Source organism: Streptomyces sp. NPDC050732 (genome assembly GCF_040654255.1).
GTDB lineage: Bacteria > Actinomycetota > Actinomycetes > Streptomycetales > Streptomycetaceae > Streptomyces.
On sequence record NZ_JBFAHP010000027.1, the window covers coordinates 17230 to 34560 of the forward strand.

13 protein-coding genes are annotated in these 17331 nt (G+C 73.3%); 3 read left to right on the forward strand and 10 right to left on the reverse strand.

What is annotated here, in order from left to right; genetic code table 11:
- Window positions 1–69: 69 nt before the first annotated feature.
- Window positions 70–891, reverse strand: coding sequence for an AfsR/SARP family transcriptional regulator (locus tag AB0H82_RS23855; RefSeq protein ID WP_362995861.1), 822 nt, complete (start codon window positions 889–891; stop codon window positions 70–72).
- Between the two features lie 778 nt (window positions 892–1669).
- Between AB0H82_RS23855 and AB0H82_RS23860 the strand changes: the two genes are divergently transcribed.
- The 3 genes from AB0H82_RS23860 (at window position 1670) to AB0H82_RS23870 (ending at window position 6420) form a co-directional block, all read left to right on the forward strand.
- Window positions 1670–3742 carry an FAD/NAD(P)-binding protein gene (locus AB0H82_RS23860; RefSeq protein ID WP_362995863.1) on the forward strand — a complete coding sequence of 691 codons (2073 nt, stop codon included), beginning with the start codon at window positions 1670–1672 and terminating at the stop codon, window positions 3740–3742.
- Window positions 3739–5166, forward strand: coding sequence for a 3-carboxy-cis,cis-muconate cycloisomerase (gene pcaB, locus AB0H82_RS23865; RefSeq protein ID WP_362995865.1), 1428 nt, complete (start codon window positions 3739–3741; stop codon window positions 5164–5166). The genes AB0H82_RS23860 and pcaB overlap by 4 nt, the downstream gene beginning before the upstream one ends.
- A gap of 168 nt (window positions 5167–5334) precedes the next feature.
- The gene (locus AB0H82_RS23870) at window positions 5335–6420 is read left to right on the forward strand and encodes a methyltransferase (protein WP_362995867.1); all 1086 of its coding nucleotides are present in this window, start codon (window positions 5335–5337) and stop codon (window positions 6418–6420) included.
- Window positions 6421–6489: 69 nt separating this feature from the next.
- Here the strand turns inward: AB0H82_RS23870 and AB0H82_RS23875 are convergent, their stop codons facing one another.
- The 9 genes from AB0H82_RS23875 to AB0H82_RS23915 all read right to left on the reverse strand — a co-directional run bounded on the left by AB0H82_RS23875 (window position 6490) and on the right by AB0H82_RS23915 (window position 17331).
- Window positions 6490–8016 (reverse strand): MDR family MFS transporter, encoded by a 1527-nt coding sequence (locus tag AB0H82_RS23875; RefSeq protein ID WP_362995869.1) that lies wholly within the window; start codon window positions 8014–8016, stop codon window positions 6490–6492.
- Between the two features lie 26 nt (window positions 8017–8042).
- Window positions 8043–9497 (reverse strand): multicopper oxidase domain-containing protein, encoded by a 1455-nt coding sequence (locus tag AB0H82_RS23880; protein ID WP_362995871.1) that lies wholly within the window; start codon window positions 9495–9497, stop codon window positions 8043–8045.
- Between the two features lie 90 nt (window positions 9498–9587).
- Entirely contained in the window at window positions 9588–10349 is a 762-nt protein-coding gene (locus tag AB0H82_RS23885; RefSeq protein ID WP_362995873.1) for a response regulator transcription factor, read from the reverse strand.
- An 82-nt stretch (window positions 10350–10431) separates the two neighbouring features.
- Window positions 10432–10869 (reverse strand): GNAT family N-acetyltransferase, encoded by a 438-nt coding sequence (locus AB0H82_RS23890; RefSeq protein WP_362995875.1) that lies wholly within the window; start codon window positions 10867–10869, stop codon window positions 10432–10434.
- A complete protein-coding gene (purB, locus tag AB0H82_RS23895) occupies window positions 10853–12142 on the reverse strand; it encodes an adenylosuccinate lyase (protein WP_362995877.1) in 1290 nt (429 codons plus the stop codon). The genes AB0H82_RS23890 and purB overlap by 17 nt, the downstream gene beginning before the upstream one ends.
- Before the next feature lie 25 nt (window positions 12143–12167).
- Complete coding sequence (locus AB0H82_RS23900; protein WP_362995878.1) at window positions 12168–13676, reverse strand: glutamine synthetase family protein; 1509 nt, start codon at window positions 13674–13676, stop codon at window positions 12168–12170.
- A gap of 3 nt (window positions 13677–13679) precedes the next feature.
- Window positions 13680–15077: an amidase family protein gene (locus AB0H82_RS23905; RefSeq protein ID WP_362995880.1), complete on the reverse strand. Its 1398-nt coding sequence runs from the start codon at window positions 15075–15077 to the stop codon at window positions 13680–13682.
- A complete protein-coding gene (locus AB0H82_RS23910) occupies window positions 15074–17008 on the reverse strand; it encodes a hypothetical protein (protein ID WP_362995882.1) in 1935 nt (644 codons plus the stop codon). Before AB0H82_RS23910 ends, AB0H82_RS23905 begins: the two co-directional genes overlap by 4 nt.
- Window positions 17005–17331: a 4Fe-4S dicluster-binding protein gene (locus AB0H82_RS23915; protein WP_362995883.1), complete on the reverse strand. Its 327-nt coding sequence runs from the start codon at window positions 17329–17331 to the stop codon at window positions 17005–17007. The genes AB0H82_RS23910 and AB0H82_RS23915 overlap by 4 nt, the downstream gene beginning before the upstream one ends.

Genomic DNA, 17331 nt, shown 5'->3' on the forward strand with positions numbered 1-17331 from the left:
ATCTCCCCCGCGGGAAGGCGTGCTCCCCGGGGGCGGTGGATGCCGCCGACGGTGCCGCGTACCTGCCGCTCAGCTCGCGTAGCGGTCGAACGTGGACGAGGGCCGGGGGCCTGCGATCACGTCCAGGCGCGGGTCGACCGTGAGGATCGCCTGATGAAGCCGCTGCAACTGCGGCGACGGCTCCACCCCCAGGTCCTCGATCAGGCGGGCCCGCAGGCTCTGGTAGACGTCCAGGGCCGAGGCCTGCCGGCCCGAGCGGTACAGCGCCACCATCGCCTGTGCGTGCAGGCCCTCGTGCCGGGGGTGCCGCGCGATCAGGTCGCTCAGCTCCGCGAGGAACTCACAGTGCCGGCCCAGGCGCAGCTCGGCGTCGATCCGCCGCTCCAGGGTGACCAGGCGGCTCTCCTCCAGGCGGGTGGCCTCGATCTCCAGTACGCAGCCCATCCGCACGTCGACCAGCGCGGCCCCGTCCCACAGGTCCAGGGCGCGCCGGAAGAGGGTGGCGGCCGCCTGGTCGTCGCCGCTGTCGAAGGCGCGCTGCCCGGCGGCCACCAGGCGCTCGTAGCCGTGGACGTCGACCTGTTCGGGCGGGATCTGGAGGAGGTATCCGCCGTACCGGGTGACCAGGACGTCCTTGGCGCTGCGCGGGGCGTCCGGCCCCATGGCCGTGCCCAGGCGCCGGCGCAGCTGGAGGATGTACGTCTGGAGGGTCGTCATGGCGCTCGCGGGCAGGTCGACTCCCCAGATCTCCTCCATGAGTGTCGAGATCGGCACGACCCGTCTCGGGTAGAGGGCCAAAAGCGCCAGGATCTGCCGCGGCTTACTTGCGGTAGGCACAACATTCACACCATTAACATCGGCACCAAGCGGGCCGAGGACCTTTACCCTCACAGATTCCTCCTAGAATCCGGCGGCTTCGCGTTTGCGAGCCGGCACCGAATCTGATCTGCAGCGCATGTGCATGGGGCATGGCAGACTTCACAGCCTCTCTCTGCTCACTGATCCGTGGGGTGGGTCAGCCGCTGATGCGGCCCGGATCCGCAGATACTCCACCGCTTTTCAGCTTTCCCGCTGATGTCGCTTTCGCCGTCGTCCACCGATAGCTCACGGGCCAGCGGAATTGTGTCGACTCATTGCCGGGTCCGGCAAGTGCTTCCCTGGCGGCAGGGCGGACGGCCCCGGTTGAAGCGGAGGTAATACCTCCGCTGTCCTTCCGTACACGGGGTCTCCCCCGCCGCACGCACGTGTAATAAGGTCTGCGGGATTGTGTTCTGTCCGCCGTGCCGGACGGATCGGCGTCCGACGCGGCGCCATGTCCTCATTCACGCATTCCTGCGCCCGCGCCTGCCGGCGGAGTTCCGATAATCGCGTGAGAGCGCTCTCGGCCGCAGAATGCGCTTTCCCCCTCGTAGGTGATCCGGACGGGCCCTGTGGGCTGGCGCCGGGGCTTCGGGGTGCCGCGCTGTTCCCCCGAATCGCCCTTCTTGGCTCACGCGGTCCTCCGCCGGGACGCGAGTGCTGGTTGAGCAGGCCTCCTGAACCCGTCGGGAGTGTGGGTGCGCACCGCTCGGCGGTTGCTCTCAGGCCGGTATGCCCTCCGCGACAAGGAGCACGCGACCATGCCCACAGGTCCCTTGGTTCACGGCGATGCGCCGGGTGGAACGCCTTGGTGAGCGGCCGGCACACCGAGGTGTGTCTGGTCGGAGCCGGCCCGCGCGGGTTCTCCCTGCTCGAACGGGTCTGCGCGCAGGAGCGCAAGTCCCCGCTGTGGGACCGGGTGACCGTGCACGTCGTCGATCCCGAGCCGCCCGGTGCGGGCCGGGTGTGGCGGCCCGCGCAGTCGCCGCATCTGCTGATGAACACCGTCGCCTCGCAGGTGACGGTGTACACCGACGGCAGTGTCAGTATCCGCGGCCCGCTGGAGGAGGGGCCCAGCCTCTATGAGTGGGCCAGGGCGCTGGGCCGGGGCGCCCTGGCGCCCGGTCCCGCCACGCCCCGCGGCCAGGACGTGCTGGCCGAGGCCCGGGCGCTGGGGCCGGACACCTATCCCACCCGTGCCCTGTACGGGCGGTATCTGACCTGGGCGTTCCAGCAGGTCGTGGCGAACGCGCCGGCGCATGTGGCGATCCGGGTGCACCGGGTGCGGGCGGTGGCCCTGGAAGAAGAGGAAGGGGAAGAGGCGGGGGCGGCGGGGCCGGGCGGCGGGGCGCAGGTGGTGGTGCTTGAGGACGGCAGGCGGCTGAGGGGGCTGTCCGCGGTGGTGCTCGCGCAGGGGCACCTGCCCGTGCGCGCGGGTGAACACGAGCGCCGGCTGGCCGAGTTCGCCGCCCGGCACGGTCTGGTCTATGTGCCTCCGGCCAACCCCGCCGATGTGGACCTGTCGCGTATCGCGCCGGGCCAGGACGTGCTGCTGCGCGGGCTCGGCCTGAACTTCTTCGACTACATGTCGCTGTTCACGCACGGCAGGGGCGGCACGTTCGAGCGGGTCGGGGGGCGGCTGGTCTACCGGCCCTCGGGGCGTGAGCCGCGGCTGCACGCCGGGTCGCGGCGCGGCGTCCCGTACCACTCGCGCGGCGACAACGAGAAGGGTGCCCATGGCCGTTACCGGCCGCGGCTGCTGACCGTCGAGCATGTCGCGGCGCTGCGCGCGGCGGGCCGCGGGCCGCTGCGGTTCGCCGACGACCTGTGGCCGCTGATCTCCACAGAGGTGCAGTGCGTGTACTACGAGGCGCTGCTGGCCGCGCGGGGTGAGGACCGTGCGGCGGTGGCCCGGTTCGCGGCGCGGTTCCTGCGCGCGGCGCCGGGGCGGGCGCAGGAGGGGGTGCTGGCGGCCGCCGGGATCGGCCGGGAGGAGCGCTGGGACTGGGAGGTCGTCGCCCGTCCGTACGGGCCTCGTTGCTTCGGTGGCCCGGCGGAGTTCCGGGCCTGGCTGCGGGCCTATCTGGTGCGGGACGTCCGGGAGGCGCGCCGGGGCAATGTGCGCGGGCCGCTGAAGGCCGCTCTGGACGTGCTGCGTGATCTGCGCAACGAGATCCGGCTGGCCGTGGACCACGGCGGTCTTGCGGCCGCCTCGCACCGGGACGAGCTGGAGGGCTGGTACACGCCGCTGAACGCGTACTTGTCCATCGGCCCGCCCGCCGGGCGGGTGGAGGAGATGCTCGCGCTCATGGAGGCCGGGGTGCTGGACGTGTCCTGTCCCGGCATCCGCGTCACCACCACCACCGGTGAGGGGGGTGCGGGGGCGGGCTTTGTGGGGAGCTCGGCGCGGATCCCCGGTGTGCGGGTGCGGGCCACCGCGCTGATCGAGGCCCGGCTGCCCGAGATCGACCTGCGCCGCACGGCCGATCCGCTGCTGCGCCGGCTGCTGGAGTCGGGGCAGTGCCACCCCTACCGCGTCCAGGGCTATGAGACGGGCGGGCTGGCCGTGACGCGCTCGTACCGGCTGCTGAGCGGCGCGGGGGCGGCGCATCCGCGGCGCTTCGCGTACGGGGTGCCCACCGAGTCGGTGCACTGGGTGACGGCCGCGGGGATCCGGCCCGGGGTCGGCTCGGTGACGCTGGAGGACTCTGACGCCATCGCGGGCGCGGTGCTGGCGCTGCCCGCCCCGCCGGATGCGGGTGAGGGCCCGGGGCCGGACGGGGAGCCGGGCGCGGCGGCGGCGCCCGGCCCACGGCAGCCACAACAGGCACGAGAAGGACGAGAGGTACGTCAGGCGCGCGAGGCGAGAGAGGTGCAGCCGTGAGGACGACACGCAGCGACCGGGCGGAGTCCGCCCCCGCCGTGCAGCCGGATGCCGGGCTGCTGTCGCCGGTCCGGGTGGGCACCGAGGTCGAGGCCGCGGTCGGGGACCTGGCCTGGCTGCAGGCGATGCTGGACGCGGAGGCGGCCCTGGCCCGGGCGCAGGCCCGCCTGGGCACGGTGCCCGCCGCGGCCGCCGAGGCGATCACCGCCGCCGCCCGGGCCGGCCACTTCGACGTACGGGAACTGGCTCTGGCCGCCCGGCAGACGGCGAACCCGGTGGTCGCCGTGGTGGCCGCGCTGACCGCTCTGGTCGCCCGGCAGGCGCCGGAGGCCGCCGAGTATGTGCACCGCGGCTCCACCAGCCAGGACGTCTTCGACACCGGCGCGATGCTGGTGGCGGCGCGGGCCCTGCCGCTGATCGTCGCCGACCTGCGGGCCACCGCCGCCTCCCTGGCCCGTCTCGCGGCCGAGCACCGCGACACGGTGATGGCCGGGCGGACCCTGGCCCTGCACGCCGTGCCCACCACCTTCGGCCTCAAGGCGGCCGGCTGGCGCCAGCTGGTCCTGGAGGCGGCCGCGCGCCTGCAGCGCGTCGCCGACGAAGGGCTCGTGGTGTCGCTGGGCGGCGCGGCCGGCACGCTGGCGGGCTACCTGCAGTACGCGGAGCAGGCCACCGCCTCCGGGGGCGTGAGCGCCGAGGAGGTGGTGGAGCAGCTGGCCGGGGCGTTCGCCGCCGAGACGGGCCTGGCCCGCCCGGCACTGCCCTGGCACGCCCTGCGCACACCGGTCACCGACCTGGGGGCGGCCCTGGCGCACACCGCGGGCGCCCTGGGCAAGATGGCGGTGGACGTGCAGGTGATGGCCCGTACCGAGATCGGTGAGGTCGCCGAGCCCGGCGGGGCTGGCCGGGGCGTGTCCTCGGCGATGCCGCACAAGCGCAACCCCGTCCTTGCCACCCTGATCCGCTCGGCCGCGGTCCAGGTGCCCGCGCTGAGCTCCGTCCTCGTGCAGTGCCTGCCCGCCGAGGACGAGCGTTCGGCGGGGCTGTGGCACGCCGAGTGGCAGCCGCTGCGCGAGTGCCTGCGGCTGACCGGGGGCGCCGCCCACGCGGCCGCCGAGCTGGCGGCGGGCCTGACCGTGCACCCCGAGCGGATGCGCGCCAACCTCGGCATGACGGCCGGTCAGGTCGTCTCGGAGCGCGTGTCGGCGTATCTGGCGCCCCGCCTTGGCCGGGCCGCGGCCAAGGAGCTGCTGGGCCAGGCCCTGGAGCGGGCGCGGGCCGAGGGCCGTCCGCTGGGTGAGGTGCTGGCCGAACTGCCGCGCCTGAAGGGCGTGGTGAGCGGCCCGGAGCTGGCGGACCTGCTCGATCCGCGGCAGTACACCGGTGCCGCGGGGGCGCTGGTGGACCGCGCGCTGCGGGACTGACGCGGCCCCGGCCGCCCCCTGTGGGCTTCCCCCCCTCCCCCCTTTTCCGTCCCTTCTCTTTCGAGGCAGGTGACCACCCGTCGTCCTTCCACCGCCCCCACCTTCCGTCCGTATCCGCCACGCACCCGTCCAGCCATCGCTCAGCAACCGTCCAGCCGGAGGAATGTCATGCCGCCACTGCCGCCCGCCCGTGTCGTCCGTGCCGTGGAAAGCGTGCGCGCCGCTCTGCAGAGCCTGACGCGCAAACTCGCACCGCCGCCGTTCGCGCTGCTCGAACTCGTCCAGGGCGCCATGGTCAGCCAGGCCATCCACGTGGCCGCCGAACTGCGTGTCGCAGAGACCCTCGTGGACGGCCCGCTGAAGCCCGCGCAGATCGCCGAGCGGGCCGGCGCGGACCCCGAGGCGCTGCACCGGCTGCTGCGCCTCCTTGCGACCTACGGCATCTTCACCGAGCACAAGGACGGGCGGTTCGCGCTGACGCCGATGGCCCGCGCGCTGCTCAAGGACGCCCCGATGTCCATGTACGGCATCGCCCGGCTGATGGGTCACCCCATCCACTGGGAGGACTGGGGCCACCTGGTCGACGCGGTGCGCACCGGTGAGCCGAGCCTGCCCAAGCTGCGCGGCATGGGCGCCTTCGAGTATCTGGAGGCCAACGCGGAGTACGGGGCGATCTTCACCGACGGCATGGGCGCGATGTCGGGCACGGAGACCGAACCGCTGCTGGCCGCCTACGATTTCGCGCGTTACGGCACCGTGGTCGACTTCTGCGGCGGCCGGGGCGATCTGCTGGCCGGCGTGTTGAAGAAGACGCCCGCGGCGCGCGGCATCCTGTGCGACCCGCGGGTGGGCACCAACGGTGCCGCCGCCTTCCTGGCGGAGCAGGGCGTGTCCGGCCGGTGCACGGTCACCGAGGCCGGCCTGTTCGACGCGGTGCCCGCCGGCGGTGACGCCTACGTCCTCAAGCACATCCTGCACGACTGGCCGGAGCCGCAGGCCCTGGAGATCCTGGGCAACGTCCGCAAGGCGATGAAGCCCGGCGGCCGTCTGCTGGTGATGGAGATGGTCATCCCCGACAAGGTCAACGGCCCGCACTCGGGGAAGCTGGTCGACCTGTGGCTGATGCTGCTGGTCGGCGGCAAGGAGCGCACCCGCGCCCAGTACGCCGAGCTGCTGGCCAAGGCCGGCTTCCAGCTGGAGCGCGTGGTGCAGACGCCGGCGGCGATCTCGATCGTGGAGGCGAGCCCGCGCTGAGCGTGCCGGCGCACCAGCGAGCCGGCGCCGCGGCCCCCGATCGGGCCGCGGCGCCGGCTCTCTTCTTTGTCAGCGCTGCTGCGGTTGTTTGCGGGTGGTGCGCAGGGGGACCTCGCGGACCAGGAGCGCGGCGGCCAGGGCCAGGCCGGCGGCCAGCGACGCCAGCAGGAAGGCGCCCTGGACGCCCTGGGCGACGGCGCTTTGGTAGAGGGTGCGCAGGCCGGCCGGCAGGCGGTCCAGGCCTTCGGCGTCCAGGCGGGTGTCGGCCGGGGCGGTGCCGTGGTGCCCGCTCATCGCCTCGCGTACGCGGTGGTTGAACAAGGTGCCCATGACGGCGACGCCGACCGACTGGCCCAGGGTGCGAAAGAGCGTCATGGCGGCGGAGGCGACGCCCACTTCCTGGGGGCCGACGCTGTTCTGGGCGACGGTCATCACGTTCTGTCCCAGACAGCCCATGCCGGCGCCGAGCAGGGCCATGAAGAGCGCGGCGGTCAGGCGGGATGTGCCGGTGCCCAGGTGGGAGAGGAGCAGGGCGGCGGTGAGCATGGCGGCGGAGCCGGTGAGCTGGAAGATCTTGTAGCGGCCGGTGCGGGCGACGGTGCGTCCCGAGAGCTGGGAGGCGAGGACCAGGGCGGCGAGCATGGGCAGCAGGAGCAGGCCGGAGCCGGTGGCGGAGACGCCGTGCACGGCCTGTTGGTAGAGCGGGAGGTAGAGGACGGCGCCGAACATCACGAAGCCGTTGGTGAAGCTCAGGACGGCCATGAGGGAGAAGTTGCGGCGGCGGAAGAGGTGCGGGGGCAGGACCGGTTCGCTGGCGCGGGACTGGGCGTGGACGAAGCCGGCCAGGGCCGCGGCGGACAGGGCGGCCAGGGTGACGATCACCCGGGAGTCCCAGGCGTGTTCGACGCCGCCCCAGGTGACCACCAGGACGAAGGAGACGATGCACCCGACCAGCAGGAGGGCGCCGACGTAGTCGATGTGCGCCTTGCGGCGCCGGCCGGTCACCCGCACCAGGCGGGCGATCAGGGCCAGGGCCAGGGCGCCGACGGGCAGGTTGACCCAGAAGGCCCAGCGCCAGCCGATCGAGTCCGTGATGGCGCCGCCGGCCAGCGGGCCGACGATCATGGAGAACACCATGACGCTGGTGATCATGCCCTGGTAGCGGCCGCGTTCGCGGGGCGGGATCAGTTCGCCGATGACCGCCATGACGCCGACCGCGAGCCCTCCCCCGCCCAGCCCCTGCAGGGCGCGGGCGGCGATCAGCTCCGTCATGTCCTGGCTCAGCCCGCACAGCAGGGAGCCGGTCAGGAACACCGACATGGCCACGACGAGCCACCGCTTGCGCCCGTACATGTCGCCGAGCTTGCCCCACAGCGGGATGGAGGCCGCGGCGGCCAGGGTGTAGGAGGTGACGGCCCAGGACAGGTAGGTGGTGCCGCCGAGTTCACCGGCGATGGTCGGCATCGAGGTCGCCACGATGGTGGTGCCCAGCGAGGAGGGCAGCATCGCGAGCAGCAGGGGTATCAGCGCGAGGCGTACGCTGCGCGGCCGGGGGCCGCGCTGTATCCCCTCGGCCTCGCCCGTCGGCGCGTCCACGGGCTCCTCCTTGTGGCCTGAGCGGGTCATCTGATGTGCATGGTGGCCATCATGCCCCGCACGCCGTGCTCGAACATGTGGCAGTGGTAGAGGTAGTGGCCGCGGTAGGTGTCGAACACGGCCTGGAGGCGCACGGTTTCGCCGGGGGCGAGGAAGATCGTGTCCTTCAGTCCGCTCTCGCCCGGCCCTGGCGGCCGCCCGGCGCGTTCCAGGATGCGGAACTGCACCAGGTGCAGGTGGAAGTTGTGTTCGGCCCGGGCGTTGGCGTTGGTGACCGTCCAGATCTCGCTGGTGTTGAACTTGACGTGGGCGTCGACGCGCTGGGGGTCGTACACCTTCTCGTCGATGTAGGCGCCGGGGTGTTCGCCGCCCTCGTCCATGCGCAGCACCACCTCGCGTTCGGCGTCGGGGCGGGGCAGCGGCGGCAGGGTGCGCAGCCGGTCGGGTATCTCGCTGGGGTCGGCGGCCGTTTCCACCACGTCGAAGCGCAGTACTTCGCCGATGTCCTGGGCCGGCCCGCTGCCGGTGGTGTTGGTCAGCACCACGCCGGAGCCCACGGGGTAGCGGGAGAAGTCGACGATGACGTCGGCGCGTTCGCCCGCGGACAGCGCGATGCTCTCGGTGGTGTGGGGGGCGGTGAGCAGGCCGCCGTCGGAGCCGATCTGGACGAGCGGGGTGCCGTCGGCCAGGCGCAGTTCGAAGCGGCGCTGGTTGGAGGCGTTGAGCAGGCGCAGCCGGTATTTGCGGGCGGCGACCTGGAAGTAGGGGTAGGGCACGCCGTTGGCCAGCAGGGTGTTGCGGCCGCGGTCGCCCATGGCGTAGGCGAGTTGGCCCTGTTCGTCGAAGCGGGCGTCGCGCAGGGCGATGACGACTTCGTAGCGTCCCTTGGGCAGCGGCAGGGCGCGTTCGGTGGGGTCGGTGAGCAGGTAGCAGCCGGACAGGCCGCGGTAGACGTTCTCGGCTTCGAGGTGGTGGGCGTGGTCGTGGAACCACAGCGGGGCGTGCGGCTGCCGGTTGGGGTAGTGGTAGAGGCGGTCCTTGCCGGGTTCGATGACGTCCATCGGGTCGCCGTCGCTGTCGGGGCGCACCGCGGCGCCGTGCAGGTGGACGGCGGTCGGCACGGTGAGGCGGTTGCGCTGTCTGATCAGCACGGGACGGTTGGTGCGGGCCTTGATGACCGGTCCGGGGAAGTGGCCGTCGTAGGTGAGGACGTCGGTGGGGGCGCCGGGCAGGATCCGGGCGCGGGCGGGCCGCATGGTCATCACGTACACGTCGGCTTTGCCGGTGCGGCTGTGGGGCTGTTTGACGGGCAGCAGGGGCATCGGGCGCCGGAACTTCTCCGGGGCCGCCGGTGCGGGGGCGGTGCCGGGGGCGGGCCGGGTGCGCGCGTGGGCGGCGAGCAGCGGGGTGAGGCCGGCGCCGGTCAGTGCTACGCCGGTGGTGGCGAGCGTGGCGCTCAGGGCTCTGCGTCGGGTGATCATGGTGTCTCCAGGGCTGGTGGGCACCGCTGCCGGCGGGGGCGTGGGCGTAGAGGTGAGGGCTGCGGGAGGGTGCGGTCGGTGCGGGGGTGCTCAGCCGGTGCCGAGCTTGAAGCCCACCCCGCGCACGGTGACGACCCAGCCGCTGGCGCCGAGCTTGCCGCGCAGGCTGCTGACGTGGGTGTCGATGGTGCGGCGTGACCAGGAGTCGCCCCACACCTGCTGCAGGAGCTGCTTGCGCGGGATGACCGTGTCGGGCTGGGAGGCCAGCAGGCACAGCAGGTCGAACTCCTTGCGGGTCAGGGCGACGGGCCGGTCGTCCACGGTGACCTGGCGGGAGTCGACGTCGATGCGCAGCCGGCCGTGGTCCAGTTCCCTGGCCGCGGCGGGCTGCCAGCGGGTGCGGCGCATCACCGCCTCGATGCGGGCCATGAGTTCGCGCAGCCCGTAGGGCTTGGTGACGTAGTCGTCGGCGCCCGCGTGCAGGCCGAGGACGCAGTCCAGTTCGGACTGGCGGGCGGTGACGATGATGATGGGGACCCGGCTGACCTCGCGGATCGCCCGGCACACCTCCAGGCCGTCCAGGTCGGGCAGGTCGAGGTCCAGGAGGACCAGTTCGACGTCCTCGTAGGCCTGCAGGGCCGCGCTGCCGTGCCGGACGCCGATGGGGTCGTGGCCGTGGCGGCGCAGCTGGGCGGTGAGGGAGCCGGCCAGGGCGCTGTCGCCGTCCACCACCAGGATGCGCTGGCCGGTGGGGGCCCGGGCCGTTGCCGGGGTGCCCGGCTGGGTGGGCCGGGCGGCCTCGGGCACGGGGGCGAAGGGCTCCAGCAGTGCCGGTGACGGAATGTGGCTCATGCCTCCCCCGTGGAGTGTGCGGTGCCCGGGCGGGCCGCCGGTGTCGCACCCGGCGGCCCAAGTGCGCGGCTGTGGGCGGTTGTTACGGCTGGCTGGGCGGCCCCGCGAGGGGCCGGCCGGGGTTGAGGACCCAGGCCGAGTCGTGCCGGGTGAAGCCCACGTGCGGGTAGTAGCCGGTGGCGGCGGGGGCCGACAGGAGGACCACCTTGGCGTCGGGGGCCTCGCGGCGGGTCGCCTCCAGCAGGGCGGTGCCCACGCCCGAGCGCTGGTGGCGGCGGATGACGGCGATGTCGGAGAGGTAGGTGACGTAGGAGAAGTCGGTGATGCTGCGGGCGATGCCGATGAGGGTGCCGTCCGCTTCCCGGGCGACGACGACGAGGTTGGCCTCGCGGACCATCGCGGCCATCCGCTCGCGGTCCTGGACGGGCCGGCGCTCGCCCAGTCCGGAGTCGTGGTAGACGGCCAGGACGTCGTCCAGGTCGAGGTCGGGGCCGTTGACGCGTTCAGTCTTCCAGCTCATCGAGCTTCTCCAATCGCCGCCGTATGACGTCGTGATGGACCAGGAACCGTTCGGGCCGCAGCTCCTGGCGCAGCTCGACGCCCTCGTGGGCCAGGGTGTCGGTGAAGGGGGTGCCGGTGGCCGCCGTGCGGTTCGCGGCGGTCTGCGCCGAGCGGTAGGCGTGCTCGCGCTCGGTGCCCTCGCCGAGCAGTTCCACCAGGACGGCCGAACTGTAGATGAGGCCGTGCGTGCGCTCCAGGGCGGCCCGCATCGCCTGGGTGTTCACGCGCAGGTTCGCCACCAGCTCTTCGGCCTTGGTGGCCTGGAAGTGGGCGACGGCCAGGCTGTCGGGCAGGATGACCCGCTCGACCGACTGGTGGGCCAGGTCCCGTTCGTGCCACAGGGCGACGTCTTCGAGGGCGGTGGTGGCGTAGCCGCGCAGCAGGCGGGCCAGGCCGCACAGCCGTTCGCTGGTGGTGGGGTTGCGTTTGTGGGGCATGGCGCTGGAGCCCTGGTAGGCGGGGGCGCGCTGTTCCTCGACCTCGGCGACCTCGGTGCGCTGCAGCAGCCGCAGTTCCAGGGCGATCTGCTCGACGCAGGCGCCCATGGCGGCGACGGCCTGCACCAGTTGGGCGTGCCGGTCGCGGGCGACGACCTGGCTGGGCGCGGGCTCGATGCCCAGACCCAGCGACTGGCACACGTACTCCTCCACGTAGGGGTCGATGAGCGCGTAGGTGCCCACCGAGCCGGAGATGGTGCCCACCGCGATGGCCTGGCGGGCCGCTGCCAGCCGGTGCAGGGAGCGGTCGACGGCGAAGGCGTAGCCGGCGAGTTTGTGGCCGAAGGTGGTCGGCTCGGCGTGGATGCCGTGGGTGCGGCCGACCATCAGGGTGTCGAAGTGCTCCAGTGCCCGGGTCACCAGGGTGCGGCGCAGGCGCCGGCCGGCCGCCGCAAGCAGGTCGCCGGCGCGGGCCAGGGTGTGGCCGAGCGCGGTGTCCACCAGGTCGTAGCTGGTCATGCCCAGGTGGACCCAGCGGGCCGAGGACTCGGGGATGTTCTCGCAGTAGGCGGCCAGGAAGGACAGGACCTCGTGGTCGCGGTCCTTCTCGATCTCGGCGATGCGGTGGGCGAGCGGCACCGGGGCCCGGCGCATGTCGGTCAGGGCGTCCTGCGGGACGCGCCCCAGGCGGACCTGGGCCTCGGTGGCCAGGATCTCGACGCGGACCCAGGTGGCGTAGCGGGACTCGTCGGAGAAGAGATCCGCCATCTCGGGCAGGGTGTATCGGGCGATCATGCAACGACCTCTGTTCTCCGGGTGGTCAGTAGGCCTCGAAGTACTCGCGCTGTTCCCATTCGGTGACCTGGGTGTCGTCGGTGCCGGTGGTGGCGCGCCAGGTCTGGTAGCGGCGCAGTTCGCTCTCCTTGAGTTTGGTCAGGCAAGCGGTGAGGGGGCGGCCCAGAAGCTGGTCGGCGCGTCCGGTGCGGAAGGCGTCCAGGGCTTCGTCCAGGGACTGCGGCACGTACTGGGCGGCGGCCGGGGCGGGCTGTTCGCCGCGCTCGGCCTCCGTGGCGCCGGTCAGGCCCTGCAGGCCGGCGAAGAGCTGGGCGGCGATGGCGAGGTAGGGGTTGGCGCACGGTTCGCCGCTGCGGTTCTCGATGTGGGCGCCGGTGCCGCCGCCGACCACGCGGAGCATGACGCTGCGGTCCTCGGTGCTCCAGTCCATGCGGGTGGGGGCCAGGGCGTGGCGGGAGTTGAGCCTGCGGTAGCCGTTGACGGTGGGCACCGAGAGCACGAACAGTTCCCGGCTCCAGGCCAGCAGGCCGTCCGCGTAGGCCTTGGCCTGCGGGGACAGGCCGCCGGCGGGCCCTTCGGCGGCGAAGAGGTTGTGTCCCTCGGCGGTGTCCAGGACGGACTGGTGCAGGTGCCAGCCGCTGGGGTCGAAGGCGTCCAGGCGCGGCTGGGACATGAAGGAGGCGTGGTGGCCGCGCTGGGCGCACCAGCGTTTGGTGGCGGTGCGGAACAGCAGCATCGCGTCGGCGGTGTCCAGGGCGGACATCGGGCTGAAGGTGGACTCGACCTGGCCGGGGCCCGATTCGTGTTCCATGGAGCGCAGCGGCAGGCCCAGCGCGCTCAGGTGCATCGCCAGGGGGTCGGTGAGGTGGGCGACGGAGTCGTAGCGGGCATCCAGGTTGAACTGGTAGCCGGCGTTCAGCGGGGCGACCTGGGGGGCGGGGCCCTGCAGGCCGAAGCCGTTGCCCCGGTTGCCCGGCTCGCTCTCCAGCAGCCGGGTGAGGTACCACTCGACTTCCAGGCCCACCACCGGCGTGTAGCCGTGGGTGTGGTAGGCGGTTTCCAGGCGGCGCAGGACGGCGCGGGCGGACAGCGGGTGGGCGCTGCCCTCGCGCAGGTATTCGTCGCCGATGACCCAGGCGGTGCGCGGCCGGCTGCCGGGCAGGAGCTGGAAGGTCAGCGGGTCGGGTACGAGGATGAAGTTGCCGGCGCCGGCGAGTTCTTCCACGCCCAGGCCCGGCTCGCCCAGGAAGTCGACGGCGATGGCGTGTCCGGTGTCGAAGAGGAAGGGTCCGGGGCTGAAGTTCATGCCGTTGCGCAGCACGGAGCGGAAGGTGTCGGCGGTCAGTGTCTTGGAGCGGGCCAGGCCGTGCGGGTCGGCGAAGACCAGGCGGACGAAGTCGAGGTGGGCGAGGTCGGCCTCGATCTGTTCGGCGGCGGCCAGCTGTTCCTCGCTCCACAGGCCGTGGTCGGCGACGAAGGAGGGGGTGCCGACGGCGTCCTGGGCGGAGATGGAGCGCCATGACCGGGTGTACATGGTTCAGGGGGTCCTTTCGGTGGCGGGGACGAGCGCGTGCCGGGCGCGGGGCGGGGGCAGCGGCCCGAGCTCGCGCTCCAGGCGGTGGGCCACCCTCAGGACCAGGTCGTCGGCGCCGACGGGTCCCACGAGCTGGATGCCGGCCGGCAGTCCGGAGCCGGTGAGGCCGGCCGGGAGGGTCACCGCGGGCTGGCCGGTCATGTTGAAGGGGTAGGAGGCGGGCGACCAGGCCAGCCAGAGCAGGTCGCGGGGGTCGGCCGCCCAGGGCGGGGCGATGGCGTCGCGGGCGAACGGCTCGATGGGGACGGTGGCCATGGCCAGCAGGCCGTGGCGGCGCATCACCGCGCGCAGCCGGGTGCGCAGTTGCTGGCGGACCTCTTCGGCGCGCATCAGGGCGGTGCCGCTCAGGGAGCGTCCGTAGCGGACGATTTCCAGGCGGCCCGCATCGCAGTGTTCTTCGTCCTCGCGGGCGGTGCCGGCGGCTTCGGCGGCGGCCAGGATGTCCACGAGGGCCGGGTAGAGGTCGTCGCAGCGCACCTCGATGCGCTCGATCCGGTGTCCCTGGCCGGCCAGGGCGGCCATCGCCTGTTCGCTGACCGTGCGGATCTCGTCGGTGGTGCCCTCGTACTCGATCCATCCGATGCGCCGGCAGGGGCGGGGGGAGGGCTGGTCGATGGAGCCGAGGCCGGAGTCGGGGTCGGCGGGGTGGGGGCCCGCGATGACGGCGGCCAGGGCGGCCGCGTCGGCGACGGTGCGGGCCAGGGTGCCCTGGTGGGCGAGGCGGTCGACGCCGTTGGGGACGTAGGGGACGCGGCCGTAGGAGGGTTTGTAGCCGGCCACGCCGCAGAACGCGGCGGGGATGCGGATGGAGCCGGCCCCGTCGGTGGCCAGGGCGCCCTCGCCCAGGCCGGTGGCCACGGCCGCGGCGGCGCCGCCGCTGGAGCCGCCCGCGGTGAGGTGGGGTGCGTAGGGGTTGGCGGTGGGCGGGGTGAGGCGGCCCAGGGTGGCGGCGCTCCAGCCGTACTCGGAGGTCGTCGTCTTGCCGATGATGACGGCGCCGGCCGCGCGCAGCCGGGCGACGGCCGGGGCGTCCTTTTGGGGGCGCCGGTTGGTCAGCAGGGAGCCGCGGGTGGTGGGCAGGTCGCGGGTCTGCAGGAGGTCCTTGACCGAGACCGTGACGCCCAGCAGCGGGGCCCCGTGCCAGGCGTCGGTGCCGCGTTCGCGGATGCGCCGGTCGGCCGCTTCGGCGGCCTTGAGGGCCTGCTCGCCGGCGGCGGTGACGAACGCGCCCAGCGTGTCCTGTTCGCGCACGGCGCTCAGCACGTGCTGGACGTGCTCGGTGACGGTGGTCTCCCTGCGGCGCAGGCGTTCGGTGAGTTCGCCGATCGAGGGGGCGGTCATCGTGGGGTGCCCAGGGGGTCGGGGCGGGCCGGGCCGGTGGCGGTGATCGTGCGCCAGTGCCAGGCCGCGTCGAACGCGGTGACCTGCACCGGCGCCCCGGCCAGGGCGAGTTCGGCGGCCAGGGTGGTGGCGCGGGCGATGAAGCGTGAGGCGCGGTGGGCGGCGAGCAGGTCCTGTTCGGTGAAGGCGGTGCCCGCGCAGCGCAGCAGGCGCAGGTCGACGAAGCCGTTGAAGGTGCGCCCGGCCACCTCCACGGGCTGCGGGGCGCGGATGGAGAAGCGCACCTTGTTGCTGACGTGCCCGTGGTGGTGCTGGTCGGAGAAGAACGCGATGTCGGGGATGGTGGGCGGCACGAAGTGGTCGCGGGCCACCACGGCGGGGTGGCGGGGCAGGTTGCCGGGGACGAAGTGCCAGGAGTTGTACTGCATGCGCGAGGACATCGCCCAGGCCGCGTCGGCCACCGCCTCGGTGGAGCCGCCGAAGTGGGTGCGGGCCCGGGGCCGGGGCACCACGCAGCAGAAGTAGTGGGTGATGTCCCAGCCGCAGATCTCCGCCCAGCTCTCCGCGCGCAGCGCGCCGATCAGGGCGGGCAGGGAGCGCATGCCGCGGCTCATGGCGAAGTCGACGTCGAAGACGGCGGCGACGGCCGCCACGCTCTCGTGGACGAGGGCTTCCAGACCGGTGGCGTAGGGCCCGTGCGGCCGGGCGAGCCACTGCGGGGCGGCGGCGGCGCTGTGCCCGAGTTCGTCCAGGGTGGTGCCGTGCAGCGGGAGGTGTTCGGCCAGGCGCCGGCTGATGTCCTCGTCCAGCCGGCGGGCGCCCCGGGCGGGGGCGGCGACGCGTTCCACCTTGTGCATCAGGGTGCCGTGGATCTCGCGGTAGAGGGGGGCCTGGCGGATCACCTGGCGGCGGCGTGCGCCCAGGGCTTCGGCGAGGGTGTGGAGGTCCTCCATGCCGTGCGAGGCGGCGGGGGCGACCGGTTCGCCGGGGACGCTGTTGTAGGAGCGGCGGATGCGCTCCAGCATGGCGGCGACGTGGTCGATGCTCAGCTGGGTGCCGTTGGCCTCCTCGACGCGGCCGAAGCCGGCCGAGCGGATGAGCAGGGTCAGGCCCGCCACCAGCTGCACGTCGTGGTCCGACCACAGTTCCAGGGGCAGTTGCTGCAGGCTGCTCAGGACGCAGTCGGGGTGGCCGGGCCACAGGGTCTTGCCGGTGAGGCTGTTCTGCTCGCGGAAGTTGGTGTACTGCCGGTGCTCCTGGTAGAGGACGAAGGGGGCGGTGCGCAGGGCCGCTTCCTTGGCCTGTTCCAGCAGGGCGTCGCGGCCCTTGTCGCCCTGCCGCTCCAGCCAGGCGCGGCAGTCGGCCAGGGTGTGGGCGTTGCGGGCGGCGGCGCGGTTCAGCTCGGCGTGGTAGGCGCGGGCGGCCTGCAGCGACCAGGGCACGCGCACGACGCCGCCGACCAGGTCGCGGCGGTCCAGGGGGCCCTGGGCGGGGCCGCGCAGGAGGATCCGGCCGGTGGTGGCCAGCGCCAGTTCGCCGATGAACACGGGCTCCTCGTCGGCCGCTTCGATGAGGTCGGGGGCCGGGTCGGTGCCGGGGTCGGGGGCGGCGGGGGCCCGGGTGCGCCAGGTCAGCTGCCACAGCGCCCAGAAGGCGGCTTCGTCGGAGGTGCTCAGCGCCCGCAGCTGGACCTCGGGGGGCACGTGCCGGTCGAGGCTGAGCAGGATGTCCACGCAGGTGCGCAGGTCCTCGGCGGTGCGGGCGCGTTCCCAGACCCGCTCCAGGAGGCCGGGGAAGCCGGCGCCGGGCTCGCGGGCGCGGTCGGGTCCCGGCGCGGTGCCCGCGGGGGTGCCCAGCCTGCTGGGGCGGCGGCTGACGCGTTTTCTGGCGTTGGCGGCGCGGCGGCTCTCGCGCTCGGCCGGCCCGCTCATGAGGCGCCCGAGGACAGGTCGATGTGGCTCCACAGGCTCGCGTCGGTGGGGTCCCAGTCCTCGTCGACGTAGATGCAGTCGACGGGGCATTCGAGCACGCAGGCGGGGCAGCCCGAGCACAGTTCGGGAATGATGATGACGTCGAGGCCGCGGTCGAATATGGCGCCGAACTCCTCGGGACAGCTGCGCAGGCAGCTGTCGCAGGTGATGCACTCCGAGGCTTCTATGCGGCGCGGGGGCTTCTTCCAGTTCTCGCCGCGAGTTCGCGCGGCGATCCGCTCGGAACGGGCGGATTTTGCTGCCGGTAATGCGTTCTCGCTCAC

Bases quoted from the DNA above. Each gene is read 5' to 3' on its own strand.
- AB0H82_RS23870 (WP_362995867.1), top strand. From the start codon at position 5,335: ATGCCGCCACTGCCGCCCGCCCGTGTCGTCCGTGCCGTGGAAAGCGTG.
- AB0H82_RS23880 (WP_362995871.1), bottom strand. From the start codon at position 9,497: ATGATCACCCGACGCAGAGCCCTGAGCGCCACGCTCGCCACCACCGGC.
- AB0H82_RS23885 (WP_362995873.1), bottom strand. From the start codon at position 10,349: ATGAGCCACATTCCGTCACCGGCACTGCTGGAGCCCTTCGCCCCCGTG.
- AB0H82_RS23890 (WP_362995875.1), bottom strand. From the start codon at position 10,869: ATGAGCTGGAAGACTGAACGCGTCAACGGCCCCGACCTCGACCTGGAC.
- purB (WP_362995877.1), bottom strand. From the start codon at position 12,142: ATGATCGCCCGATACACCCTGCCCGAGATGGCGGATCTCTTCTCCGAC.
- AB0H82_RS23900 (WP_362995878.1), bottom strand. From the start codon at position 13,676: ATGTACACCCGGTCATGGCGCTCCATCTCCGCCCAGGACGCCGTCGGC.
- AB0H82_RS23905 (WP_362995880.1), bottom strand. From the start codon at position 15,077: ATGACCGCCCCCTCGATCGGCGAACTCACCGAACGCCTGCGCCGCAGG.
- AB0H82_RS23910 (WP_362995882.1), bottom strand. From the start codon at position 17,008: ATGAGCGGGCCGGCCGAGCGCGAGAGCCGCCGCGCCGCCAACGCCAGA.